Here is a 23971-nt window from a genome sequence, read left to right as displayed (position 1 = left end):
ATCGCTTGTTCCGGTTCCTCGGCCTGCAGGTATAACGCCCCGCTCGTCATGAGGATACTATCAAAGCTCGCCAACAATGCACACCCGTCGAAAAAAATGCCGGCTTATCGCGCCGCCGCCACCGCATGGGCGCCACCATGCGCATCCCAGGCGTCGGCGCAGCGCACCACTTCGCCCACCACGATGATGCTGGGGCTGCCCAGGCCACTGGCCTGCAGGGCAAGCGGCAAGTCCTGCAAGGTGCTCAGCAACTGGCGCTGCGCGTCCAGGCTGGCCGATTGCACCACCGCCACCGGCGTGCCGGGCGCCATGCCGCCGGCCAGCAGCCCCGCCTGGATCGACGCCACGCGCGCCACGCCCATGTAGATCACCAGGGTCAGCCCGCTTTGCGCCAGCGCCGCCCAGTTTGGTTCCGAGGCCGCATCCTTGCCGTGGCCGGTGACGAAAATCGCCCCCTGGCTCCAGCCGCGATGGGTCAGCGGCACGCCGATGGCCGACGGCGCGGCCAGGCCGCTGCTGATGCCGGGCACCACCTCGACCCGCACGCCATGGCTGCGCAGGTAGGCGCGCTCTTCGCCGCCGCGTCCGAACAGATAGGGGTCGCCGCCTTTCAGGCGCACCACATGCAGGCCAGCGCGTGCCTCGGCCAGCATCAGCCGTTCGATGAATGCCTGCGGTGTCGACGCGCAGCCGCCGCGCTTGCCCACTTCCACCACCCGCACGCCAGGCGCCGCATGGGCCAGGATGGCCGGGTTGACCAGGTCGTCGATCAGCACCACGTCGGCCGACGCGATGGCCTTGACCGCCTTGATGGTCAGCAGATCCGGGTCGCCGGGACCGGCGCCCACCAGGGTAACGTAGCCTTGTGCCATGATAAATCTCCTGCTTTCAGTCAAATTTCAAAAAAAGTGGCGGATCGCGAACGAGGCCGCGTACTGTTCGGGATTGCTGCCGTCCCAGACTACCCCATCGCACAGGGTCGATGCGCGCATCAGGCTGATTGGTACCGGCGTGCCCGTCATTTCGGCCGCCTGGCGGTACAGGTCCAGGCGCGTGACCTGGCCGGCCACCGCCAGGTAGTCGGGTTCGTCGCGCAGCAGGCCCCAGCGCCGGTGCTGGGTCATGAACCACATGCCGTCGGACAGATACGGAAAATTGACGGCGCCGTCGCCATGGAAGCGCAAGCCATGCTGTTCGTTCCAGCACTTGCCCAGGCCATCGCAATAGTGGCCCAGGATGCGCGGCGCCAGCAGTTCCTGCGGCGTATTCAGGTAGGCGGGGCCGGCCAGGATGGCGGCCATCCGCAGCCGGTTGGCATCGCTCGCATCGATCCAGCGCCCCGCTTCGAGCACGGCGGCGATCAGCGCGCGGCAGGTATTCGGATGCTGCTGCGCAAACGCGGCACCGGTGCCCAGTACCTTGCCCGGATGATCGGGCCAGATGGCGCCGCTGGTGGTGGCCGTCACGCCGACGCCGTCGGCAATCGCCTTGCTGCCCCACGGCTCGCCGGCACAAAAGCCGTCCATCTGGCCGGCGCGCAGGGCCGCCACCATCTGCGACGGCGGCACCGTCATCACGCGCGCATCGCGCACCGGATCGATGCCGTGCGCGGCCAGCCAGTATTGCAGCAGCATCGCATGATTGCCGGTAGGGAAAGTGTGCGCAAATACATAAGGACGTCCGGCGCTGCCCAGCTGGCGCGCCAGCGACGCGCCATCGACCGCGCCGGCGCGCGCCAGGTCTGCCGACAAGGCCACCGATTGCCCGTTATGGTTCAGGTTCATCAGCACGGCCATGTCATGCTGCTGGCCGCCGATGCCCATCTGCACGCCGAACACCAGGCCGTACAGCACATGGGCGGCGTCGAGTTCGCCATTGCCCAGCTTGTCGCGCACGCCGGCCCACGAGGTCTCGCGGCTCAGTTCGATCTTGATGCCGTATTGCTCGTCAAAGCCCAGTTCCGCCGCCATGATCAGCGAGGCACAGTCCGTCAGCGGCAGATAGCCGATCCGCACCACGTGTTTTTCAGGCTGCGTCCATCGCATGTGACCACCCGCTTGCTCTGTCATACCATTCCTTGCTGAAAAGTCTGCCGTGTCGCGCGGCATTCAAAAATAATGCACTGTATTGGTGCGTCGCACCACAATGAGCTGGCCAGCCGGCATCGATGTGTCATCCCAGCAAGTCCTCCACATCGATAATGCGCTGGGCTATTTCGGCCAGTTTCAGTTTCTTGTTCATGGCCATGGTGCGCAGGCGCTGGTAGGCCTGCTCTTCCGTCAGGCCGTGATGCGTCATCAACAGGCCCTTGGCGCGCTCGATTACCTTGCGCTCCGCCAGCTTGTGGCGCGTATCAATCAATTCGGCGCGCAGCTTTTCTTCCTGGCGGAAACGCGACAGCGCCACGTTCAGCACCGGCGCGACGCGTTCGGCCTGCAGGCCAGCCACGATATAGGCCGACACCCCGGCCGCCATGGCCGCGTCGATGCTGGCGGTGGCGCCGTCTTCGGTGAACAGCACAATGGGGCGGCGCTCGTCGCGGGTGGCGATGACGATATGTTCGAGCACGTCGCGCGCGTCCGATTCGGCATCGATAATGATCAGGTCAGGCTGGAGTTGCGCAATGCGCTCGGGGAGGTAGAGGTCGGCAGGCAGCGAGGCGATGATGTCATAGCCCGCTTCCAGCAGGCCGATACGCAGGGCATTGCCGCGCTGCGCCTGGGCGGCCAGCGCGCTATCCGTGTGCGCGGCGTGGTCGACAATCGTATTGACGACCACGATGCGCAAGGGACGCTCGGAATAAACAGGGGGACGGCTGGACGTCATGTGGGCTTCTGCAGTGGCTGATGATTTGCCACTACAGTAAGCAAGAATCAAACCAGCGTTTTATTTGAGGGTCGGCATGGCAAATTCGGCACCGGCCGCGGTCGACGCCGGCCAGCGCTGGGTCACGGCCTTTTGTTTCGTATAGAAGCGCACCGATTCCGGGCCGTGCGCATGGTGGTCGCCAAACAGGCTGCGTTTCCAGCCGCCAAAACTGTGGAAGGCCATCGGCACGGGAATCGGTACATTCACGCCGACCATCCCGACCTGCACCCGGTGCGTGTATTCGCGCGCCGTATTGCCGTCGCGCGTATAAATCGCCGTGCCGTTGCCGTATTCATGGGCGTTGACCAGGTCCAGCGCGGTGGCGAAATCGGGCACGCGCACGATGCACAAGACCGGGCCGAAGATCTCTTCCTTGTAGATGGTCATGTCCGGCGTCACATGGTCGAACAGGCTGCCGCCCAGGAAAAAGCCGTTTTCATGGCCGGGCAAGACAAACCCGCGGCCGTCGGCGACCAGCTTGGCGCCCTCTTTCACACCGGCGGCAATATAGCCGGCAATTTTGTCCTTGTGCACCTGCGTGACCACCGGGCCCATTTCGGCCGCCAGGTCCATGCCCTGCGTGATTTTGAGTTCGGCGATGCGCGGCAGCAAGGCTTCCACCAGCTGGTCGCCCACATTGCCGACCGCCACCACCACCGAAATGGCCATGCAGCGCTCGCCGGCCGAACCGAAGGCCGCGCCCATCAAGGCGTCCACCGTCTGGGGGATATCGGCGTCGGGCATCACCACCATATGGTTTTTCGCGCCGCCCAGCGCCTGCACCCGCTTGCCCTGCGCGCAGCCGGTGGCGTAGATATATTCGGCGATCGGGGTCGAACCGACAAAGCTGACGGCGCGCACGTCCGGGTGGTGCAGCAGGCCGTCGACGGCTTCCTTGTCGCCTTGTACCACATTGAACACGCCGTCCGGCAGGCCCGCTTCCGTGAGCAGTTTCGCCAGCAGCAGGCTGGCCGACGGATCGCGCTCCGACGGTTTTAATACAAACGTGTTACCGCAGGCAATCGCCATCGGGAACATCCACATCGGCACCATTACCGGGAAGTTGAACGGCGTGATGCCGACGCACACGCCCAGCGCCTGGCGGATCGACCAGGCGTCGATGCCGCCGGCCACCTGCTCCGAATATTCGCCCTTCATCATTTGCGGGATGCCACAGGCGAACTCCACCACTTCGATACCGCGCGTGACCTCGCCTTTCGCGTCCGTAAACACCTTGCCATGTTCGGCAGTGATCAGCGCGGCCAGTTCGTCCGAATGGGTTTCCAGCAATTCCTTGAACTTGAACATGACCCGGGCGCGGCGCAGCGGCGAGGTCTGCGACCAAGCGGGAAAGGCGGTGTGGGCGGCCGCCACGGCGGCGTTCAGCTCGCTGGAGTTTGCCAGCGCAACCTTGGCGGTGATTTCTCCGGTGGCGGGATTGAAGACGTCGCTGTTGCGCTCGGAACGCGAGGCCATGGCGCTGCCACCGATAAAGTGGCCAATTGTCGGGGTTGTCATTGTTTTTCCTTGGTTATTTCGTCATCAGCCATTCATGGGCCGGATCGTTTTTAAAATGCCAGACCCGTTTCGGGCCGGCCATTACATTCAGGTAGTAGCCGTCGTAGCCATACGGCACGGTGACCGGGTGGTAGCCGCGCGGCACCATCACCACATCGTGGTTTTCCACCGCCAGCGCCTGGTCGATGCTGCGGTCGTCCGTATACACGCGCTGGTAGGCAAAACCCTGCTCGGGATTGAGGCGGTGGTAATAGGTTTCCTCCAGCGAACTCTCCGTGGGGATATTGTCGTTATCGTGCTTGTGCGGCGGGTAACTCGACGAATGGCCTGATGGCGTCACCACCTCGACCACCAGCAGGCCATCGGCTGCTTCCGTCTGCGGCAGGATATCGCACACATAGCGGGTGTTGGCGCCCCTGCCGCGCACCGAGCGCGTCATGGTATGCGGATCAATCAGGCGGGCCGGACGGTCGGACGTGCCCGGCGCGCTGCACAAGCCGATTTCCGCGTTGCCGGTGGCGATGATATTGACCCGCATGCGGCGCGGCACATACACGGCCGCCGGCGCGCGGTCCTCGAACACGCTCAGCCGTTCGCCGATGTTTTCCCAGCGCTGCTCGCCCGCCTTGACCGTCACCGTGCCGGTCAGGACCACGATGCACAGCTCGCGGCCATCGGTTTCCAGGCTGAGTTGTTCGCCCGCCGCCAGCCGGTGCGCGGCAAAGCCGACATGAGTCCAGCCGGCCGATTCGGGCGTCACCTCGACGATTTTTCCAGCGGCTTTGTTTCCCTTGACCAGCAGGCTGTTCATGCGGCCTCCTGTCCCAGGCGTGGTATTTCATCGACCAGCCTGGCCAGATAATCGTGGCCCATCTTGGCGTACTGGTAACTGGGGGCCACGGCCGGGTCCTGCTCGGCTTCCACCACCAGCCAGCCCTGATAGCCATGGCGGTACAGGGCGGTGAGAATGCCGGGGAAATCGATGCTGCCGTCGCCGGGTACGCTGAAAGCGCCATTGATCACGGCCTGCAGGAAACTCCAGTGGCCATTCCTGGCCAGCTTGATCACGTTCGGCCGCACATCCTTGCAGTGCACATGGCAGATGCGAGCTATGTGCTTGTTCAATACCGACAGCGCGTCGCCGCCGCCAAAGGTGATATGGCCGGTATCGAACAGCAGGCCGACTTCGTCGTCCGTGAGCGTCATCAACTGGTCGACATCGGCCGGCGACTCCACATAGGCACCCATATGGTGGTGGTAGGCCAGGCGCACGCCGTGGTCCAGCAAGTGCCGGGCAAACACCGTCAATTTGTCGGCGTACGCCTGCCATTGCTGCTGGCTTTGGAAACGCGGGCGTTTATACAGCGGCCGTGCTTCGCCCTGGATCGCGTCGGCCACTTCGCCATACACCATCACGGTGGCGCCGCTGTCGGCCAGCAGCCGCAAATGCGGACCGACGGCGGCGATTTCCTCTTGCGCCGAGCGGCTGGCCAGGCGGCCGGAATACCAGCCCGACACGCAGGCCAGGTCATATTTGCCCAGCACGGCGCGCAAGGCCGACGATTCCTTCGGAAACTTGTTGCCCAACTCAAAGCCGGCATAGCCGATCTCGGCACCCTCTTTCAAGGCGGTTTCCAACGGCGTCTCGCCGCCCAGCGACGGCAGGTCGTCGTTCATCCAGGAGATCGGGTTGATGCCGATTTTTACGTTCCATGTATTCATTTTGCTTGTCCTTGGCGATCAAGTTCATAACGGGCGCGTGCCGCTTGCACGCCGGGCTGGGTCGAGACCTCGGGTACGGCCACTTCCCACCAGCAACCACCCTCGTCGGTGGTGCGCGTGTCGTCGGTATCGATGCAGATCAGATAAGTGCGGCTGGCGGCGCGGGCGCGCACCAGGGCCTGCTCCAGGCCGGCAATGCCGTCCACATGTTCGGACAGGGCCCCCAGGGATTTCGCATGGAGCGCGAAATCGATCTGTGGCGCGCCCTCGCCCGCCTGCAGGCAATCGGCCAGCATATTGTTGAACGGCGCATTGCCGCAGGCCTGCTGCAGGCGGTTGATGCAGCCATAACCGCGGTTGTCGAGCACCACGATGATCAGCTTTTTGTCCAGCATGACCGAGGTGGCGATTTCCGAATTCATCATCAGATAGCTGCCGTCGCCCACCATCACGATCACGTCGGACGCGGGCTTGGCCATCTTGACGCCGAGGCCGCCGGCGATCTCATAGCCCATGCACGAGTAGCCGTATTCCATATGGTAGCCACCGGGCGTGGACGTGCGCCACAGCTTGTGGAGTTCGGCCGGCAGGGTGCCCGCCGCGCAGACCACGATATCGTTGGCCGTCGAGGTGGTGGACGAGCGCTGCACGGCGCCGATCACGTCGCCGTCATACGGCAGGCCGGCCACCTCGCGCTTGCCCGTGATGGCCGTGACCGTCTCGCGCCAGCCGGCCGCTTCGCGCCTGGCCTGCTCGCTCCATTCGCGGCTGGCCGACCAGTCACCGAGCAATTCGGACAGACCCTGCAGGCCCAGGGTTGCATCCGCCTGCACACCGAGGCCACGGCGTTTCAGTGCATCAAAACTGTTGACGTTCAGGCTGACCAGCTCGGCTTTCGCAAACAGCGAATTCGATCCCGTCGTAAAGTCCTGCAAGCGCGTGCCGACCGCCAGTACCAGATCGGCCTGGCTGGCCAGCGCATTGGCGGACGGCGCACCGGTCACGCCGATGGCGCCCAGCTGCAGCGGATGATCCCAGGGCAAGGAGCTTTTGCCGGCATGGGTTTCCGCCACCGGAATACCGTGGCGTTCGGCAAAGGCGCGCAAGGCGTCCCCGGCTTGACCGTACAGCACGCCGCCACCTGCCACGATCAGCGGTTGCTTCGCCTTTTTCAGTACTTCGGCCGCCTCTGCCAGCTCGGACGGCACCGGCGGCAGCGCGCGGAAACGCACGATCCTCGGCGCAAAAAACTCTTCCGGATAGTCATACGCCATGGTCTGCACATCCTGCGGCAGCGACAGGGTGACGGGGCCGCAGGCGGCCGGGTCGGTCAGGGCGGCGATGGCGCGCGGCAAGGCCGTCAGTAACTGTTCCGGATAGATAATGCGGTCGAAATAGCGCGACAAGGGTTTGAAGGCGTCGTTGACAGAGACGCTGCCGTCACCACCATCTTCCAGCTGCTGCAAGACCGGGTCCGGCGCGCGCGAGACAAACACGTCGCCTGGCAACAGCAGCACCGGCAGGCGGTTGACGTGCGCCAGCGCGGCCGCCGTCAGCAGATTGGTGGCGCCGGGACCGATCGAGCTGGTCACCGCCATCATGCGGCGGCGCATATGGGCCTTGGCGTAGGCGATGGCCGCATGCGCCATCGCCTGTTCATTGTGGGCGCGATAGGTCGGGAAAGTAGCGCGATACTGGTACAGCGCTTCGCCCAGGCCCGCCACATTGCCGTGGCCAAAGATGGCAAACGCGCCGCCGAACAGGGGTTCGCCACTCTCGACGCGCAGCGCCGCCAGGTAGCGCACCAGCGCCTGCGCCATGGTCAGCCGTATGGTTTTGTTTTGCGTCGTCATGCCGCACGCTCCAGATGGTTGCGGGTGCGTTGCCACAGAACTATCAATTGCTCGAAGTTGGCGCGCACTTGCGAAATCAACGCGGCGTCATCGATCTGGCCGGCCAGCCAGCGGCGGCTCGGTTCCTGGAAGATCGTACGTCCCACCATAAAGCCGCGGCAGGTGGTGCTCTCTCTCGCTTCGTCGAAGCTGGCGGCCAGCTCGGAAATCGGCGCGTTCAGGCCCAGCAGCACGACGCCACGGCAATACGGATCGCGCTCATGCACCAGCGCGTCGATGGCCTGCCACTGTTGCGCGGAAAGGCTTTCCAGCTTCCACCATTCCGGATAGATGCCCAGGTTGTACAGGCGCTTGACGGCGCGCAGCACGGTGTGCTCGTCTTGCGGGAAGGCATCGGACGGGATAATTTCCAGCAGCAGTTCGTGACCGCTCACTTGCGCCGCATCGTACAGGGCCTTGATCTGCGCTTCCTGTTCCAGCCGGTTTTCCGGCAGGTCGTCCGGATGCAGTTGTACCAGGCACTTGATCACATGTTCTTTCGGCCAGCTGACCAGGTGCGAACCGATCGAGCGGCCCCAGTCGAACTGCAGCGGATTCGAACCCGGCAGTTCCACCGGACGGCCGATCCACCAGCCGCGTCCGGTGGCATCGTTGAGGGCATCGACGCCATAGCGGCCATCGATCAGCACGCCGGTCTTGCCCGACAGCTGCAGGGCCTCCTGCGTTTGCGCCACGGCCCGCACCATCAGCTGTTTCAGTTTTGAAATGGCCGCTTCGGTCGCGCCGGCCTGCTGCGACAGTTCGAAAAACTGCGTGCGATGGTCAAACGCGAATACGCACAGCTCATCCCATTGCTTGCGCGCCACCGTCGTGCGGTGCAGGCGCGCCAGGGTCGCATCCTGGTCGGGGTGCGTGAGCTTGTCGGCGTTGGCGAGGAAGTAATCGAGCTCCACGGGCGACGGCATGGCCGGCGCGCAACCATGGCGCGACACCACCAGCGCGCCACAGCCGTTGGCATAGCGGCAGCAGGCCTCGTAGTCTTCGCCGCGCAGCCAGCCTTTCAGAAAGCCGGACAAGAAAGCGTCGCCGGCGCCCAGCACATTGAGCACCGCCACGCGCACGCCGCGGTAGTTGTAGGCGTCGTCCAGGCTGGCGGGAATATCACCCTCGATCACGGCGCTGCCCAGCGGACCACGCTTGACCACCAGGGTGGCGGCGCTGACGGCGCGCACCGCCTGTAGGGACGCCATGATGTCGGCACCGCCGCCGGCGATCATGAATTCCTCTTCGGTGCCGACGATCAAGTCGAACTGCGGCAGGATGCCCTGCAGATGTTGCGTCACGCCCTCGTTCGACACAAAGCGCGTTTCGCCATCGGCCTTGCCCGACAGACCCCACAGCACGGGCCGGTAGTCGATATCGAGCACGGTGCGCACATTGTTGGCACGGGCCAGGCGCAAGGCCTGCGAGCTGACGGCGTGCATGGCGGCCGTCGAGAAATGCGTGCCGGTGATCAGCAGCGCCTTGCTGCTGGCAATAAACGCCTGGTCCACCGACGCCGCGTCGATGGCCATGTCGGCGCAATTCTCGCGGTAGAAAATCAAAGGAAAGGTGTCCTTGTCCTTGATGCCCAGCATCACCAGCGCGGTCAGCCGGTCGTGGTCGATGCCGACATGGCTGACATCGCAGCCTTCTTTCGACAAGGTATCGGTCAGGAAACGCCCCATATGGTCGTCGCCGACTTTCGACAGCATGGCGGACTTGAGGCCCAGGCGCGCCGTGCCGAAGGCGATATTGGCCGACGAGCCGCCCAGGTATTTGGCGAAGCTGGTGGCGTCTTCCAGGGTGCTGCCGATCTGCTGCGCGTACAGGTCCACCGCCAGGCGGCCCAGGCAGATCACATCGAGCGCGCGGCCCGGAGCAAATTGTGTGGGATTGTTCATGGTTATCCTTAAATCGTGACGCCGTCGAGTTCGCTCATCAGCGTTTGCATTTCCTCGCCGCCCGCCATCATGTCGAGCAAGGCGTCCTTGGTCACCGTATCCTTGGTGAACGTACCGAGCGACTTGCCCCGGTTCAGCAGGGTGAACGAGTCGCCGACCGGATACGCGTGGTGCACATTGTGGGTAATGAAGATCACGGAAATCCCCCGTTCGCGCGCCTTGTAGATCAGTTTGAGCACATTGAACGATTGCTTCACGCCCAGTGCCGCCGTCGGTTCATCGAGGATCAGCACGCGGGCGCCAAAGTGGATCGCGCGGGCAATCGCCAGGCACTGCTTTTCACCGCCCGACATGGTGCCGATGGCCTGGTGCGGGTCGCGCACCATGATGCCCATCTCGGCCAGCTTGGCGCGTGCCGTCTCGGCCGCATAATCGATGTCCATCACGGGCACCAGGCCCAGCAGTTTTTTCATCGGCTCGCGGCCCATGAAGAAATTGCGCGCCACCGACAGCAGCGGCACCAGCGCCAGGTCCTGGTACACCGTGGCCACGCCCATGTCCAGCGCTTCGCTGGGCGAATTGAACACCACCGGCTTGCCGTCGACCAGGTACTGGCCTTCGGTCGGCTTGTGCACGCCGGCCAGGGTCTTGATCAGGGTTGACTTGCCGGCGCCGTTATCGCCCAGCAAGCAGTGCACTTCGCCCTCTTTCAACCGCATGGTGATGTTCTGCAGCGCCAGCACGGAGCCGAAACGCTTGCTGACATTTTCCAGGGCAAGAATATGGTCGCTCATGATTTACCTCGATTCCGTGACGCGTGAGCGTACAAAGTTATTGAACAGCACCGCGATCAGCAGCATCACGCCGAGGAACACGCGGAACCAGTCCGAATTGATATTGGTGTAGGTGATGCCGATCTGCACCACGCCGAAGATCAGCGCGCCGAAGCAGGCGCCGACCACCGAGCCGTAGCCGCCGGTCAGCAAGGCGCCGCCGATGACGGCCGCGATAATGGCTTCGAATTCCTTTTGCATGCCGCGGTCGGCGGCGGCCGAGCCGATGTCGCACACTTGCAAGGTAGCAAACAGGCAGGCGCAGAAGGCGGTGAAGACGAACAGCGAGATTTTCACTTTGCGCACCGGCACGCCGACGTTCTTGGCCGCGTTGGCGTCGCCGCCGACGGCGAACATCCAGTTGCCGAAGCGGGTACGCGACAGCACGAAGGCGGCGGCGCCGGCCAGCACGACCCACCAGGCGATCACTTTCGGGATGCCTTTGACCAGCGGCGAGCCGTCGTCGAGCACGGCGATCCAGCCGTGGGCGCCCAGCCAGTGGAACAGGCCGGTGGCAACATTACCCTGGAACAGCAGGCTGGCCAGCCAGTCGTTGGCCGCCAAATCGCCCACGCCGCTGACGATGGTACGGTTGGCAAACATGATCGACAGCGCCAGGGTCAGGCCGCGCAGGATGAACAGAAAGGCCAGGGTGACGATGAACGACGGCAGGCGCGTCTTGATGACGATATAGCCGTTCAGCCAGCCCAGCGCCATCGAACCGGCAAACGCGAACACGATGGCCGCCCACAGCGGCCACTGGAAATAGATGGTGGGGATGGCGATCATCATGCCGGCAAAGCCGATCATGGAGCCGATTGACAGGTCGAACTCACCGGCGATCATCAACAGGCAGGCGCCGATGGCGATGATGCCCAGGTAGGACGCCACCTGCATCCAGTTGACCACGCCGTCAAGGTTGAACATGCCGGAGTCGCCGGCGGTAATGATAAAGAACGCAAACACCAGCACCGTGCCGGAGATGGAGGCGAATTCGGGCCGGCCGAACAGTTGCTTGGCGCGGCTGGTCTTGCCGACCCGTTCGTCGGCGGCAGGCGCGGCCTGCTTCAGGGCCGGGGTCACGCCGGGGGCGGCCAGGCTGGATTTAAGCGCAGTCATGTGATGTCCTTTCAGTTACTTGTTTGCCAGAAATACGGACGCCAGGCGTACGTATCCGACGCGCCGCCCACGCACGTGGCGCGGCGCTGGAACCGGCCCGCCAGCGAGACGCTGCGGGCCGCTGGCAGACTTTTGGATTAGCGGAATTGCCCGGCGTACTTCTCGACCTTGGAGATGTTGTCCTTGGTCACGAAGCCGGGGCCGGAACTGATGTGGCGCGGGCCATAGATGGGAGCCAGGCCGTATTCGGCCAGGCGCGCCTGGTACTTCGGATTGGCGATCAGGATTTCCTTGACCTTGGCCAGGTCGGTGATCTTCTGCTGCTTCATGATGGCCATCACGGCGACCGGGATATAGCCTTGCAGGTAGGGCTGCTGGTCGATCGCGAACTGGATGCTGCCGTCCTTGATGCCCTTGGCGATTTCATCGGACAAGTCGAAGCTGGCGAAATACATCTTGCCCTTCAGACCCATTTTTTCCACCGCGCGCATGGCCGGCGGCGCCGAATCCGGTCCCAGCGCCAGCACGGCCTGGGTCTTCGGATTGCTGCGCAGATAGGCGCTGACCTTGCTTTCGATCACGCCAGGATCGACGCCGTTGGTGTCCAGCGTGGACGACTTGAAGTCGACGCCGAGCGCATCGGCAAAACCGCGGCAGCGTTCGAACGACGAGGCATTCATCGCATAGTGATTCACGCACACGAAGGACTTGATGCCCGCCTCCTTGGCGCGCTTGCCGGCGCCCAGGCCCGCGTCATATTCAGGCTGGCCGACGTGCATGATGGCTTTGAGCTGTTCGCTTTGCGCCAGGGTGCCCGAGTTGATGGTGACGAGCAGGATTTTCTTCGCCACCACCGTGCCCAGCGGTTTTTGCAGCACGCTGAAGTCGGCGATGTCGGCGATCAGGCCATCGTAGTTGCGCGCCGCCGATTGCTCGATCAGGCGCGCCATGTCGGCCAGGTCGCCATTCGGCGGGTTGCGGTAGTCGACCGTGACATTGAAGTCTTCGCCGGCCTGCTTGATGGCGTTCTTGATGGTGTTCCACCAGGAATCGGAGTCCGGCGCATGGCTGACCATCACGAATTTCTCGCCGGCCGCATGGCTGGCGCCGCTGCTCAATCCCAGGCTGGCGCCCATGGCGGCGATGGCCAGGCACTTCAACAAACCCTTGCTCTTGATGCTATACATGAATGTCTCCTAGATGGATTAATTTTTATAGTTGTCAGCTTTTGATGAAGGGTGACACCGGCCTGCTCCACCTTTGCGGCATGCAGTCCGGTGCACTGCGCATAGATTAGTCCAGGCTTACGACAAACGCAATGAAAATTTCAAGATTTTTTCAAATAGAAAATTGTTTCTGTTTTTTGAAATCGCTCTTATAATTATTGCGAGACGATCCACACCACAACAGGAGAACACAGATGATCCAAGTAGCATTGTTTGGCGCCGGCCGCATCGGCAAGATCCACGCCGCCAACCTGGCGGCCCAGGCCGGCGTACAATTCAAGTACGTCGTCGATGTCAACGCCGAAGCGGCCGCCGCGCTGGCCGCCATCCATGGTGGCAGCAGCGCCACGATCGAGGCCGCGCTGGCCGACCCGGAGGTCAAGGCGGTCGTGATCGCGTCCAGCACCGACACCCATGCCGACCTGATACTGCGCTCGGCCGCCGCCGGCAAGGCCATCTTTTGCGAAAAGCCGGTCGACCTGACGATAGATCGCGCGCGCGCCTGCGCCGCCGCCGCCAAGGAAGCGGGCGTGCTGTGCATGCTGGGCTTCCAGCGACGCTACGACCCCACTTTCAATGCCCTGAAAAAGCGCATCGAAGCCGGTGAAATCGGCACGCCGGAATTGCTGATCGTCACCAGCCGCGATCCGGGTCCACCGCCGGTCAGCTATATCAAGGTATCGGGCGGCATCTTCAAGGACATGCTGATCCACGACTTCGACATCTTCCGCTGGATCCTCGACGACGCCGCCGTCAGCGTGCACGCCACCGGCAGTTGCCTGGTCGACCCCGCCATCGGCGAGGCGGGCGACCTCGATACGGCCGTGGTCACTATCCGCACCGCCAGCGGCCGCCTGTGCCAGATCAATGCCACGCGCCGCGCCGCCTACGGCTACGACCAGCGCTTCGAAGTGCTGGGCAGCAAGGGGATGCTGCAGGCGGGCAACCACAAGCCGACCGAAGTGACGGCCTATGGCGCGGTGAATGTCAGCGTGGACAAGCCGGAAGACTTCTTCCTCGAACGCTACCGCGTCGCCTATGCGCAGGAAATGGCGCATTTCTTTGACGCCTTGAGCCATGGCACGCCATTGCGCACCACCGTCGAAGACGGCCTGAAGGCGCTTGAACTGGCCGAAGCGGCGACCCTGTCGTGGCGCGAACAGCGCGTCGTCACCCTGTGAAGATTGGAGAACACATGTCAAATACAAGCTTGAAAATCGGCATCGTCGGCCTGGGCCGGCTGGGCCAGCGCCACGCCATCAACCTGGCGCAGCGCGTGCCGAACGCCGACGTCGTCGCCGCCTGCAGCCCCGTGCCAGCCGAACTGGACTGGGCCGCGCGCGAACTGGGCATCACCAACGGCTATGCCGACTATGACGCCCTGCTGTCCCACCCGGGCCTGGACGCCGTCTTCCTCGTCACGCCGACGTCGATGCACCCGGACCAGATCATCGCCGCCCTGCGCGCCGGCAAGCACGTGTTCTGCGAAAAGCCGCTGTCGCTGGACCTGGCCGATTGTTTGAAAGTGGAAGCGGAAGCGGCGCGCCATCCGCACTTGACCACCATGATCGGCTTCGTGCGCCGCTTCGATACGAGCTACCATGACGCGCAGCAAAAGATCGCCCAGGGCCTGATCGGCAAGCCTTACCTGGTACGCTCGCAAACCTGCGACCAGAACGACCCCAGCGGCGCCTTCATGCGCTTTGCGCCCACCAGCGGCGGCATCTTTCTGGACTGCAGCGTGCACGATATCGACCTGGCGCGCTGGCTGCTGGGCAACCCCACGCCCACCCGCGTGTATGCCAGCGGCACCAACGCCATCCACAAGGGCCTGCAGGAATACGGCGACGTCGACAACGGCCTGGCGACGGTCGAGTTCTCCGACGGCAGCATGGCCACCTTCATGGCCTCGCGCACCCTGGCGCACGGCCACGAAACGCTGACCGAAGTGTTCGGCACCAGCGGACGCCTCGCCGTGGGCAGCAATCCGCGCCTGAACCGCGTGGAAATTTCGGACGCGCACGGCGTGCGCAATGAATGCACGCCCGACTTCTATGCCCGCTTTGCCGACGCCTTTCTGATCGAGGCGCAGGAGTTTACCGACGCGGCGCTGGGCCGGCGCACCCTGTCGCTGACCTTGAATGACGCCACCGAAGCGACGCGGCTGGGGATTGCCATGACGCAGGCGATGCGCGAACGGCGTATCGTGGAATTTTAAGTCAACTGTCAGCAGCGAAATTCCGGGGTCAGTCGCTTCGCGATCGCACTACGTCCCACTGGGACGTAGTCCCCCGTCGGGTCTGCCCCCTGACTATCTACCCTCTCTCCAGCCCGCCTTCGCCACCACGGCGCCCCTCCCTATCTTTTTGCCATATCCTCGCACGGTTCAACATGCTGTAATGCAACCATGTTGACACTGTTTCATTCCGTTCTACGCACGACTACTTAGTTCATTTATGTACTATACATGACTGAAAATGTTATGATGCGCATCCTCCAAGCCATACAGCCATAGGAGCTTTACATGAAAGTCATCGGCATCTCTCCGCAGAGACGCAATTTCCTGCGCAAGGCGGCCATCGCCGTTCCCGTCGCAGCCGCCATCGGCGCCATCGGCACGGCCGGCACGGTGCTGGCCACCGGCGACGGGCAGGACAAGCCCTACCAGCCCACCTATTTCAACGCCGCCGAATGGGCCACCTTGTGCGCGCTGGTCGACCGCCTGATCCCGGCCGATGCGGAAGGCCCTGGCGCGCTGCAGGCTGGCGTGCATGAGTTCATCGACCTGCAGATGGATACGCCCTATGCCTACGGCAAGCTGTGGTTCATGCAGGCGCCGTTTGTCGACGCGCCGGACGAATTCGGCTACCAGTTCCATATGGCGCCGCGCGAACTGTACCGCAGCGCCCTGCCCGGCTTCGCGCAGGCCGTGCAGCGCAAGACCGGCAAGGCCTATGCCGAGCTGCCCGTGGCGCAGCGTGACGCGCTGGTCGCCGAACTGGAAAAAGGTACTTTGCCGATCGGCGAAGTACCGGCCACCGTGTTCTTCAAGCAATTGCTGCAAAACACGCGCGAAGGCTATTTCTGCGACCCGGCCCATGGCGGCAACAAGGACATGGCGGCCTGGCGCATGATCAATTTCCCGGGCGCGCGTGCCGACTACATGGACTGGGTCGAGCAATACGGCGTCCACTATCCGCTGCCACCCGCCTCCATCGCATAAGGAACCACCATGGCAGACATTACATTGAAACCGGTCGACGTCGTCATCGTCGGCTTCGGCTGGACCGGCGCCATCATGGCCAAGGAATTGACGGAAGCGGGCCTGAACGTGCTGGCCCTGGAACGCGGCCCGTACCGCGACACCTACCCGGATGGCGCGTATCCGAAAACGCTGGACGAACTGACCTATATCCAGCGCAGCAAGATCTTCCAGGACATGTCGAAAAGCTCGTTTACCTTTCGCCACGAGGTGAAAGGCATTGCCGTGCCATATCGCCAGATCGGCGCCTTCAAGCCGGGCACGGGCGTGGGCGGCGCCGGCCTGCACTGGTCGGGCCAGCACTGGCGCGTGCTGCCGGAAGAGCTGCAATTGCGCAGCCATTACGAAAAGCGCTACGGCAAGAAATTCATCCCCGACGGCATGACGATCCAGGATTTCGGCGTCACGTATGAGGAACTGGAACCGCATTTCGATTTCGTCGAAAAAGTCTTCGGCACCTCGGGCCAGGCCTACAAGGTCAACGGCAAGATCGTCGGCCCCGGCAATATCTTCGAAGCGGACCGCTCCGACAACTACGCGCTGCCGCCGCAGAAAGTGCCGTACACGGCGCACCTGTTCCAGCTGGCGGCCAAGGAAGTGGGGCTCAATCCCTTCGTGTCCGCGTCCTCGAATGCGTCGCAGCCCTACACCAACCCGTACAACTGCCAGATGGGACCGTGCAATTTCTGCGGCTTCTGTTCCGGTTTTGCCTGCTACAACTACTCCAAGGCCTCGCCACAGGTCAACATCATGCCGGCGCTGCGCCTGGCGTCGAACTTTGAACTGCGCGCCAACTGCAATGTGCTGCGCATCAACCTCGACGGCAGCAAGCAGAAGGCCACCGGCGTGACCTATGTCAATGCCGACGGCAAGACGGTCGAGCAACCGGCCGACCTGGTGATCGCCAGCACCTTCGCTTACAACAATGCGCATTTGCTGCTGGTGTCCGGCATCGGCAAACCGTACGACCCGGTGAGCAACGAAGGTGTGGTCGGGCGCAATATCGCCTACCAGACCATGTCGACGGTGCAGATGTTCTACGAGCCGGGCAAGAACACCAATCCCTTTATCGGCTCGGGCGGCAACGGCGTGGCGGTCGATGACTATAACGGCGACAACTTCGACCATGGCCCGCTGGGCTTTGTCGGCGGCTCGCCCGCCTGGTGCAACCCGGCCGGCGTCAAGCCGATCGCCGGCATTCCGGTGCCGGACGGCACGCCGTCGTGGGGTTCCGGCTGGAAAAAAGCCGTCAAGGACAACTACACCAGTACCGTCTCGTTCGACGTGCACGGCGCCAATATGGTCTACCGCGACTGCTATGTCGACCTCGATCCGACTTATACCGACGTCTTCGGCCAGCCGCTGCTGCGCTTCACCTTCGACTGGAAGGACAACGACATCAAGATGAGCCGCTACGTGACCGGCAAGATGTTGGAAGTGGCGAAAGCCATGAAGCCGAAATCGATCCATGTGTCGATGAAAAACTTCGGCGACCACCTGGACTTGCGCAACTACCAGACCACCCACTGGGCCGGCGGCACCGCCATGGGCACGGACCGCCGCACCAGCGTCGTCAACCGCTACCTGCAAAGCTGGGATGTGTCGAACGTGTTCGTCGTCGGTTCGAGCGTGTTCCCGGTCGGCATCGGCTACAACCCGACCGGCCTGGCCGCCGCGCTGACTTACTGGTGCGCCAAGGCCGTGCGCGAACAATATCTGAAAGACCCGCGGCCACTGGTCGCCGCGTAAGGACAGCCCCATGAAAAAACACACACAACGCCTCCTCGCGACGCTGTCCCTGCTGCTGTCGGCCGGCGCCGGCATGGCCGCCCCGGCCGACGCGCAACTGATCAAGCAGGGCGAATACCTGGCCCGTGCCGGCGACTGCATCGCCTGCCACACCGCCCCGCAAGGCAAACCCTACGCGGGCGGCCTCGGCATGGCGACACCGATCGGCAAGGTATATTCCACCAATATCACGCCGGACAAGCAGCACGGCATCGGCAACTGGAGTTTCGAAGACTTCGACAAGCTGATGCGCACCGGCGTGACCAAGCAGGGCTATACCGTCTACCCGGCCATGCCCTACCCCTCGTATTCGCGGCTGAGCGATGCCGACATGCGCGCGCTGTATGCCTACCTGATGCAGGGCGTGCCGGCCAACGCGTCGCCGAACCGCGCCGCGGATATTCCGTGGCCGCTGTCGATGCGCTTCCCGCTGACGGTGTGGCGCTGGGTATTCGCCCCGACGCCGGCGCCGTACACACCAGCAGCAGGCGGCGACCAGCAATTGCTGCGTGGCGCCTATCTGGTGCAGGGCCTGGGCCACTGCGGCGCCTGCCATACGGCGCGCGGCGTGGGCATGCAGGAGAAAGCCTTGACCGAACTCGACAGCAGCGCCTACCTGGCAGGCGGCGCCGCCATCGACGGCTGGGTCGCGCCATCGCTGCGCAACGAGCACGGCGGTGGCCTGGCGCGCTGGAGCGAAGCCGATATTGCCGAGTTCCTGAAAACCGGCCGCAACAGCCACAGCGCCTCGTTCGGCGCCATGAACGACGTGGTGGCGCACTCGATGCAGTACATGAGCAAGGACGACCTGGGCAGTATTGCCAAATACCTGAAATCGCTGCCGCCGGCCAATGCCAAAGCCCCGCCTTTTGTCGGCGACGACAAGGTCGCCAAGGCGCTGTTTGCCGGCAAGGTGGATGGCACGGGCGCGCAGCTGTACCTGAACAACTGCGCCGGCTGCCACCGTTCGGATGGCAAGGGTTACAGCAAGGCCTTCCCCGCGCTGGCCGGCAATGCGGTGCTGCAGACGGCGGACCCGACCTCGGCCATCAATATCGTGCTGTCGGGCGGCATGGTGCCGGCCACCCACACGGCGCCTTCCGCGCTGGTGATGGGCGGCTACGCCAAGACCCTGAACGACCAGCAGATCGCCGACGTGGTCAGTTTTATCCAGACCAGCTGGGGCAATCACGGCAGCGCCGCAACGGCATCGCAAGTGGCCAAGCTGCGCAAGACCGCCGTGCCGGTACAGGGCACGACGGAGGCGTCATTCGCGCCGGGACGCAGCGGCACGGTACCGGTGCCGCCGCCAGCGCGGCCCAATGTGATGCAGCCATGATGTAAAAAAACCCCCGTGCCTGATTGCCAGGCATGGGGGTTTTTACATAGACGTCGAAGAATTAACGATTGTTGCCATTGCTCCAGTAGCTGCCGCCGCCCGAACGGTCCTGCTTGCGCATGCGGAACTCCAGGTCATAACGGTCGGTCGCTTCGGCCAGGTCCGCATCCTGCTCTTCACGCACGCGCTCTTCGATGCCGTTGGCGACCGCATTGTGCAGACGCAGCATCAATGCTTGCACTGCCGAGGCTGCCTTCTCAAAGGCGCCGGACAGGCTGTTGAAAGAGAAAACGGTCAATGCTGGCGAGGTCGTGTGGGACATGGGATGCTCCTGGAAATGTACGGTGTTTGTTGCAGTGCAATATCATCATAAGCGTTCCAAGATATAAAGCCACTTTCAATTTCAGATACCAGTTATTCATTTCCCTGATAAAAAGGGTGTGCGACATGGGTTGCTGCTGGCCATCGGCATATTTACAACAGCGCGGCGCTGCTATACTGGTTCTTCGATTCCCTTCTTCCTGCCGCCATGTCCACTTCCCTGTCCGATATTGCAGAACGTTATGTGCATCTGGTACTGGCCATCGGCCAGCATGATCTCTCCTATGTCGACGCGTATTACGGCCCCCCGGCATGGCAGCGGGACGCTGCCGCCGCCCATCGTTCCTTGCCGCAGATCAGCCAGGACATCGTGGCGGCGCTGGCGCAGCTCGACGGCGGCGAATTGGGCGCTGACGAGGAAACGCGGCTGCGCGCCACCAACCTGCGCACGCAATTGCTGTCGATGCAAATGAAGGTGGCCATGCTCGGCGGCGCAAAGCCGGGCTTTGACGAAGAAAGCGCGCGCCTCTACGACGCCGTCTCGCCCCATCACACGCGCGCCTGGTATGAAGCCATCGTGGCGCAGGTGGCCGACCTGCTGCCCGGCAGCGCGACGGTCAGCGCACGGGTGCAGGAATTTCGCCGCCAGTTCGTGATTGCGCCCGAGCGTTTGCAGGCCGTCATGCAGGCCGCCATCGAAGCCGGCCGCGAACGCACGCTGCGCTATATCGCGCTGCCGCCGGAAGAAGATTTCGTGCTCGAATTTGTCACCGACAAGTCCTGGAGCGGCTACAACTGGTACAAGGGCAATTACCAGAGCGTGATCCAGATCAATACCGATTTGCCGATCTATATCGACCGCGCCGTCGACCTCGGTTGCCACGAAGCCTATCCGGGCCACCATGTGTACAACGTGCTGCTCGAACGCGACCTGGTGCGCGGCAAGGGCTGGATGGAATATTGCGTCTATCCCCTGTTTTCGCCGCAATCGCTGATCGCCGAAGGCACGGCCAACCATGGCATCGAACTGTGCTTTACCGACGCGGAGCGGCTGGCCTTCGAACAGCAGGTACTGTTTCCGCTGGCCGGGCTGGACCCGGCGCTGGCGCCGCGCTACCTGGAACTGAACCGCCTGCTGGCGCAACTGGCGTATGCCGACAACGATATCGCGCGCCAGTACCTGGAAGGCGGCCTGGACAAGGAAGAAGCGGTGGAGTGGCTGGTCAACGTGCGCCTGTATCCGGCGGAAAAAGCGGTGCAGCGGCTGCAGTTCTACGACGAGATGCGCGCCTACGTGATCAACTACAACCTGGGCCAGGACATGGCCAAGGCCTGGGTCGAACGCCAGGGCGGCACGCGCGCGCAGCACTGGGCGGCATTTCGCCAGCTGATGTCCTCGCCACGTACGCCGGCCGGCCTGCTGGACTAGCCGGAGCAAACCCGCCCTCTGTCATCATCCTGACATATCCGTCCGCTAGCATGTCGGCACTTTTCAGAACGACATCACGAGACAGACATGCAGAACAAACTCGCCTTGGCCACCTTCGGCCGCACCACCTTGTCGGCCGCCCTGGCGCTCGCTTTTGGCGCCAGCCTGGCCGCTTGCGGCGGCGGCAGCTCGTCCGATGACACGCCACAAGCAGCCGCGCCTGCGCGCATCGTCAGCGTGGTGGCCGCCACCGGCAAGGCCGCGGCCGGCAGCACGGTCAATGTCTACGACGCCAGCAAGGAAAGAGTCGGCTTCGGCGCCACCGATGCCAGCGGCCAGGCCAATATCGCCATCACCGCTGGCGCCAAGGCGCCCTTCCTGGTCACCGCCACCACCGCCAGCGGCACCGTGCTGTCGGCGGTATCGCTGAAGGAACGCACCATCAACCTGACCCAGCTGACGTCCATCATCACCACCCAGTTGCTGGGCGCCACGCCGGCCGCCGCGACCGCCGCCAGCCTGGCCGCCGTCGACGCGGCAAAGCTGCAAGCGGCGCAAACCCGGCTGGGCAAGGCGCTGGCCGCGCCTTTGCAAACCTTGGGCATGGCTGCCAGCTATGACTTCGTCAACGGCCCGTTGACCCCGAGCAGCAAGGACCCGGCCGACGTCCTGCTCGACAATCTGCAGGTCAAAACCAATGGCACCGATGTCGACATCGTCAACGCCAGCGGCAGCATCGTCGCGCAAATCCTCAACGGCGGCGCACCGATGGCCACCGGCAAGACGGTACTGGAAACGCCGCCCGTGCTGACCGCGCGCCAGCAGATACTGGCCGCGACCGCCGCCGGCACCGACGCCGCGCCCGTGTTCCTGCAGGTGTCGCTCGACGAATTGCGCCCGACCCAGCCAGCCATCGGCTACGACCAGGTGTACTACAAGCTGGGCCGCTACGGCGCGGAAGACCTGATCATGGCCAAGACCAACAAGCCGAAGAAATTTGCCGAGCTGTGCGAAGCCAACGGCCAGGACGACGTCGTCACCAAGACCGCCAATATCGCCGGCGCCACCCTGATCAACCCGCCCGCCAGCTTCCAGTGCAAGTCGCCGGTGGGTACCAAACCGGGCGACATGAAGACAGTCGTCATCGGCCCGAACGGCACCCTGTACCTGACGGACGGCCACCACACCTTCAGCGCTTTCTGGGATGCCGACAACGGCGTGAATCATCAACTGAAAGTGTGGGTCAAGGTGACCGACAACTTCAGCAAGCTCGGCGAATATGATTTCTGGGCGCAAATGAAAAAGGCCAGCAAGGTCTGGCTGAAGAATGGCACCAACCAGGCGATCGCCACCAGCCAGCTGCCCGCCGCCATCGGCCTGAAGTCCCTGGGTAACGACCCGTACCGCGCCCTGGTCTACTTCACCCGCGACGCCGGCTACGTGGTGCCGTCGACGGCCACCGAATTCCTGGAATTCTACTGGGCCAACTGGCTGCGCAACAAGCCGGTGGTCGACCTGTCGAAAGTCGACACCAGCGACACCACCGCCTACATGGCCGCCATCAAGACGGCATCGCAAGCGATGGTGGCGCTGAAAGCGACCGACATCGTCAGCGGCACGGCAACCGCGCAAAGCCTGGGCTGGACCGGCGTCTTCAGCCAGGCCGCGCTGGACGACCTGGTGACGCCGACCGGCAAGCTGACGTATTCGATCGCCTACAAGAAGTCGCTGGTGAAATAAAGCGTTCCCTCCTCAACGGCAAGCCCTCCGCACCCCCTGCGGATCGAAGGGCTTGCCGTCATATGCCAGGCAAGCGATCTGAAAAACGCCGGTATTGCGCAGTCCATTCCCCTGAATTGACCACCTGTCTTGAAAACAGCCTTTCGGCCTTGTTTTTTCCTACACTCACGTCTTTCGCATATGTGCAGCAAAAAGCGATAGATACGAAGAGAAAGGGTTGAACGACATGATGCATTTGCGCGCTTTGAAAACCGCCAGCCTGTTGGCGTATTTTTGCTGTAACGCGGTCCAGGCACAGGCGGACGATGCGCCCCCCGTGACACCCTCCGGGGACGAGGCCACCTCGTCAGTCAATATCAAGGGCATCCGGGACCCGGACTGGAAGCCGTACAGCGCCATGCTCAAGGGCGTGCATCGATTCGAGGAAAAGCACGCGCTGGCGCCTGATGCAAGGCTGCGCTTTATCCTGCAGCCGCGCCATGCGGATGTCGACATGAACGCGCTCCAGCTCCGGCTGGAAAGCGACTATGCGAGTATGCCGATAGCGCTGGAAGAAAAAAGCATTTTCAGCCTGCCAGCCGAGCAGGACCCGCTCCTTGCAAAGGCCGACCTGACGCTCAACCGCAAAGCCGGCTCGGTCCGCTGGATTCCCTATATCCGAAGTGCGACGGCCACCGATACCAGCCGCCGCCTGGGCGACCTGCGGCTGACGTGCGAGGTGCACTGGGCAATCGACAAGGACACGCTGCCGTTTGCCATGCGCACCACCTTGAGCGCGCTGGGCGGACCATGCAATTTCGTGTCGCAGAAAGGCACTTACAGCTTTACCGAACCGCAGCGCATTACGGCCGCCACCATCAGCTACAATGGAAAAACCGCACCCGTGCCATTCAGCGGTTTTTCGTTCACGCCGCCCTTGCGCGAAAAGGACTGGAGCGACGACAGCGTAATCGAACTGACGTTCGAAGAAAGCTGAGATATTACATTGTGCTGCAATCCTATTTGGTACC

The 23971-nt window shown here is 63.2% G+C and carries 20 protein-coding genes; 8 read left to right on the top strand and 12 right to left on the bottom strand.

The window, feature by feature from the left end; all coding sequences use genetic code 11:
- Positions 1-104 precede the first annotated feature (104 nt).
- The 11 genes from cobA to Q8L25_RS16110 all read right to left on the bottom strand — a co-directional run bounded on the left by cobA (position 105) and on the right by Q8L25_RS16110 (position 13043).
- Positions 105-872, bottom strand: coding sequence for a uroporphyrinogen-III C-methyltransferase (cobA, locus tag Q8L25_RS16160; RefSeq protein WP_308920326.1), 768 nt, complete (start codon positions 870-872; stop codon positions 105-107).
- A gap of 27 nt (positions 873-899) precedes the next feature.
- On the bottom strand, positions 900-2069 hold the full coding sequence (locus tag Q8L25_RS16155) for a CmpA/NrtA family ABC transporter substrate-binding protein (RefSeq protein WP_308920325.1): 1170 nt from the start codon (positions 2067-2069) through the stop codon (positions 900-902).
- A gap of 103 nt (positions 2070-2172) precedes the next feature.
- A complete protein-coding gene (locus tag Q8L25_RS16150; RefSeq protein WP_308920324.1) occupies positions 2173-2826 on the bottom strand; it encodes an ANTAR domain-containing protein in 654 nt (217 codons plus the stop codon).
- Between the two features lie 60 nt (positions 2827-2886).
- Entirely contained in the window at positions 2887-4386 is a 1500-nt protein-coding gene (locus tag Q8L25_RS16145; RefSeq protein WP_308920323.1) for a CoA-acylating methylmalonate-semialdehyde dehydrogenase, read from the bottom strand.
- Between the two features lie 13 nt (positions 4387-4399).
- The gene (gene iolB / locus Q8L25_RS16140) at positions 4400-5197 is read right to left on the bottom strand and encodes a 5-deoxy-glucuronate isomerase (protein ID WP_308920322.1); all 798 of its coding nucleotides are present in this window, start codon (positions 5195-5197) and stop codon (positions 4400-4402) included.
- Positions 5194-6108: a myo-inosose-2 dehydratase gene (gene iolE, locus Q8L25_RS16135; protein WP_308920321.1), complete on the bottom strand. Its 915-nt coding sequence runs from the start codon at positions 6106-6108 to the stop codon at positions 5194-5196. The genes iolB and iolE overlap by 4 nt, the downstream gene beginning before the upstream one ends.
- Positions 6105-7961 carry a 3D-(3,5/4)-trihydroxycyclohexane-1,2-dione acylhydrolase (decyclizing) gene (gene iolD, locus Q8L25_RS16130; RefSeq protein WP_308920320.1) on the bottom strand — a complete coding sequence of 619 codons (1857 nt, stop codon included), beginning with the start codon at positions 7959-7961 and terminating at the stop codon, positions 6105-6107. The genes iolE and iolD overlap by 4 nt, the downstream gene beginning before the upstream one ends.
- Positions 7958-9904, bottom strand: coding sequence for a 5-dehydro-2-deoxygluconokinase (gene iolC, locus Q8L25_RS16125; RefSeq protein ID WP_308920319.1), 1947 nt, complete (start codon positions 9902-9904; stop codon positions 7958-7960). The genes iolD and iolC overlap by 4 nt, the downstream gene beginning before the upstream one ends.
- Positions 9905-9912: 8 nt before the next feature.
- Complete coding sequence (locus tag Q8L25_RS16120) at positions 9913-10698, bottom strand: ATP-binding cassette domain-containing protein (RefSeq protein ID WP_308920318.1); 786 nt, start codon at positions 10696-10698, stop codon at positions 9913-9915.
- A gap of 3 nt (positions 10699-10701) precedes the next feature.
- Positions 10702-11856 carry an ABC transporter permease gene (locus tag Q8L25_RS16115; protein WP_308920317.1) on the bottom strand — a complete coding sequence of 385 codons (1155 nt, stop codon included), beginning with the start codon at positions 11854-11856 and terminating at the stop codon, positions 10702-10704.
- A 137-nt stretch (positions 11857-11993) separates the two neighbouring features.
- Entirely contained in the window at positions 11994-13043 is a 1050-nt protein-coding gene (locus tag Q8L25_RS16110) for a sugar ABC transporter substrate-binding protein (protein ID WP_374694172.1), read from the bottom strand.
- A 233-nt stretch (positions 13044-13276) separates the two neighbouring features.
- Between Q8L25_RS16110 and iolG the strand changes: the two genes are divergently transcribed.
- From iolG to Q8L25_RS16085, 5 genes are all read left to right on the top strand, one after another.
- The gene (gene iolG / locus Q8L25_RS16105; protein WP_308920316.1) at positions 13277-14263 is read left to right on the top strand and encodes an inositol 2-dehydrogenase; all 987 of its coding nucleotides are present in this window, start codon (positions 13277-13279) and stop codon (positions 14261-14263) included.
- 14 nt (positions 14264-14277) lie between these two features.
- Positions 14278-15300 carry a Gfo/Idh/MocA family oxidoreductase gene (locus Q8L25_RS16100; protein WP_308920315.1) on the top strand — a complete coding sequence of 341 codons (1023 nt, stop codon included), beginning with the start codon at positions 14278-14280 and terminating at the stop codon, positions 15298-15300.
- A 306-nt stretch (positions 15301-15606) separates the two neighbouring features.
- Positions 15607-16305 (top strand): gluconate 2-dehydrogenase subunit 3 family protein, encoded by a 699-nt coding sequence (locus tag Q8L25_RS16095; RefSeq protein ID WP_308920314.1) that lies wholly within the window; start codon positions 15607-15609, stop codon positions 16303-16305.
- 9 nt (positions 16306-16314) lie between these two features.
- Entirely contained in the window at positions 16315-18093 is a 1779-nt protein-coding gene (locus tag Q8L25_RS16090; RefSeq protein ID WP_308920313.1) for a GMC family oxidoreductase, read from the top strand.
- Between the two features lie 10 nt (positions 18094-18103).
- Positions 18104-19471, top strand: coding sequence for a cytochrome c (locus Q8L25_RS16085; protein WP_308920312.1), 1368 nt, complete (start codon positions 18104-18106; stop codon positions 19469-19471).
- 61 nt (positions 19472-19532) lie between these two features.
- On the opposite strand, the gene Q8L25_RS16080 is transcribed toward Q8L25_RS16085, so the two are convergent.
- Positions 19533-19700: a DUF3563 family protein gene (locus Q8L25_RS16080; protein WP_308925737.1), complete on the bottom strand. Its 168-nt coding sequence runs from the start codon at positions 19698-19700 to the stop codon at positions 19533-19535.
- Between the two features lie 300 nt (positions 19701-20000).
- On the opposite strand from Q8L25_RS16080, the gene Q8L25_RS16075 reads away from it, so the two are divergent.
- The 3 genes from Q8L25_RS16075 (at position 20001) to Q8L25_RS16065 (ending at position 23937) form a co-directional block, all read left to right on the top strand.
- Positions 20001-21221: a hypothetical protein gene (locus tag Q8L25_RS16075; RefSeq protein ID WP_308920311.1), complete on the top strand. Its 1221-nt coding sequence runs from the start codon at positions 20001-20003 to the stop codon at positions 21219-21221.
- A gap of 87 nt (positions 21222-21308) precedes the next feature.
- Entirely contained in the window at positions 21309-22961 is a 1653-nt protein-coding gene (locus Q8L25_RS16070) for a ParB-like protein (protein WP_308920310.1), read from the top strand.
- Between the two features lie 316 nt (positions 22962-23277).
- On the top strand, positions 23278-23937 hold the full coding sequence (locus tag Q8L25_RS16065) for a hypothetical protein (protein WP_308920309.1): 660 nt from the start codon (positions 23278-23280) through the stop codon (positions 23935-23937).
- Positions 23938-23971: the final 34 nt, after the last annotated feature.

Origin of the sequence: Janthinobacterium sp. J1-1 (genome assembly GCF_030944405.1) — a bacterium.
GTDB lineage: Bacteria > Pseudomonadota > Gammaproteobacteria > Burkholderiales > Burkholderiaceae_D > Janthinobacterium.
This window is presented reverse-complemented; position numbering and strand designations above follow the sequence as displayed.

Bases quoted from the DNA above. Each gene is read 5' to 3' on its own strand.
- iolD (WP_308920320.1), bottom strand. From the start codon at position 7,961: ATGACGACGCAAAACAAAACCATACGGCTGACCATGGCGCAGGCGCTG.
- Q8L25_RS16115 (WP_308920317.1), bottom strand. From the start codon at position 11,856: ATGACTGCGCTTAAATCCAGCCTGGCCGCCCCCGGCGTGACCCCGGCC.
- Q8L25_RS16090 (WP_308920313.1), top strand. From the start codon at position 16,315: ATGGCAGACATTACATTGAAACCGGTCGACGTCGTCATCGTCGGCTTC.
- iolG (WP_308920316.1), top strand. From the start codon at position 13,277: ATGATCCAAGTAGCATTGTTTGGCGCCGGCCGCATCGGCAAGATCCAC.
- cobA (WP_308920326.1), bottom strand. From the start codon at position 872: ATGGCACAAGGCTACGTTACCCTGGTGGGCGCCGGTCCCGGCGACCCG.
- iolB (WP_308920322.1), bottom strand. From the start codon at position 5,197: ATGAACAGCCTGCTGGTCAAGGGAAACAAAGCCGCTGGAAAAATCGTC.
- Q8L25_RS16145 (WP_308920323.1), bottom strand. From the start codon at position 4,386: ATGACAACCCCGACAATTGGCCACTTTATCGGTGGCAGCGCCATGGCC.
- Q8L25_RS16155 (WP_308920325.1), bottom strand. From the start codon at position 2,069: ATGACAGAGCAAGCGGGTGGTCACATGCGATGGACGCAGCCTGAAAAA.
- Q8L25_RS16070 (WP_308920310.1), top strand. From the start codon at position 21,309: ATGCAGAACAAACTCGCCTTGGCCACCTTCGGCCGCACCACCTTGTCG.
- Q8L25_RS16085 (WP_308920312.1), top strand. From the start codon at position 18,104: ATGAAAAAACACACACAACGCCTCCTCGCGACGCTGTCCCTGCTGCTG.
- iolC (WP_308920319.1), bottom strand. From the start codon at position 9,904: ATGAACAATCCCACACAATTTGCTCCGGGCCGCGCGCTCGATGTGATC.
- Q8L25_RS16095 (WP_308920314.1), top strand. From the start codon at position 15,607: ATGAAAGTCATCGGCATCTCTCCGCAGAGACGCAATTTCCTGCGCAAG.
- Q8L25_RS16080 (WP_308925737.1), bottom strand. From the start codon at position 19,700: ATGCTGCGTCTGCACAATGCGGTCGCCAACGGCATCGAAGAGCGCGTG.
- Q8L25_RS16110 (WP_374694172.1), bottom strand. From the start codon at position 13,043: ATGTATAGCATCAAGAGCAAGGGTTTGTTGAAGTGCCTGGCCATCGCC.
- Q8L25_RS16100 (WP_308920315.1), top strand. From the start codon at position 14,278: ATGTCAAATACAAGCTTGAAAATCGGCATCGTCGGCCTGGGCCGGCTG.
- Q8L25_RS16150 (WP_308920324.1), bottom strand. From the start codon at position 2,826: ATGACGTCCAGCCGTCCCCCTGTTTATTCCGAGCGTCCCTTGCGCATC.
- Q8L25_RS16120 (WP_308920318.1), bottom strand. From the start codon at position 10,698: ATGAGCGACCATATTCTTGCCCTGGAAAATGTCAGCAAGCGTTTCGGC.
- Q8L25_RS16075 (WP_308920311.1), top strand. From the start codon at position 20,001: ATGTCCACTTCCCTGTCCGATATTGCAGAACGTTATGTGCATCTGGTA.
- iolE (WP_308920321.1), bottom strand. From the start codon at position 6,108: ATGAATACATGGAACGTAAAAATCGGCATCAACCCGATCTCCTGGATG.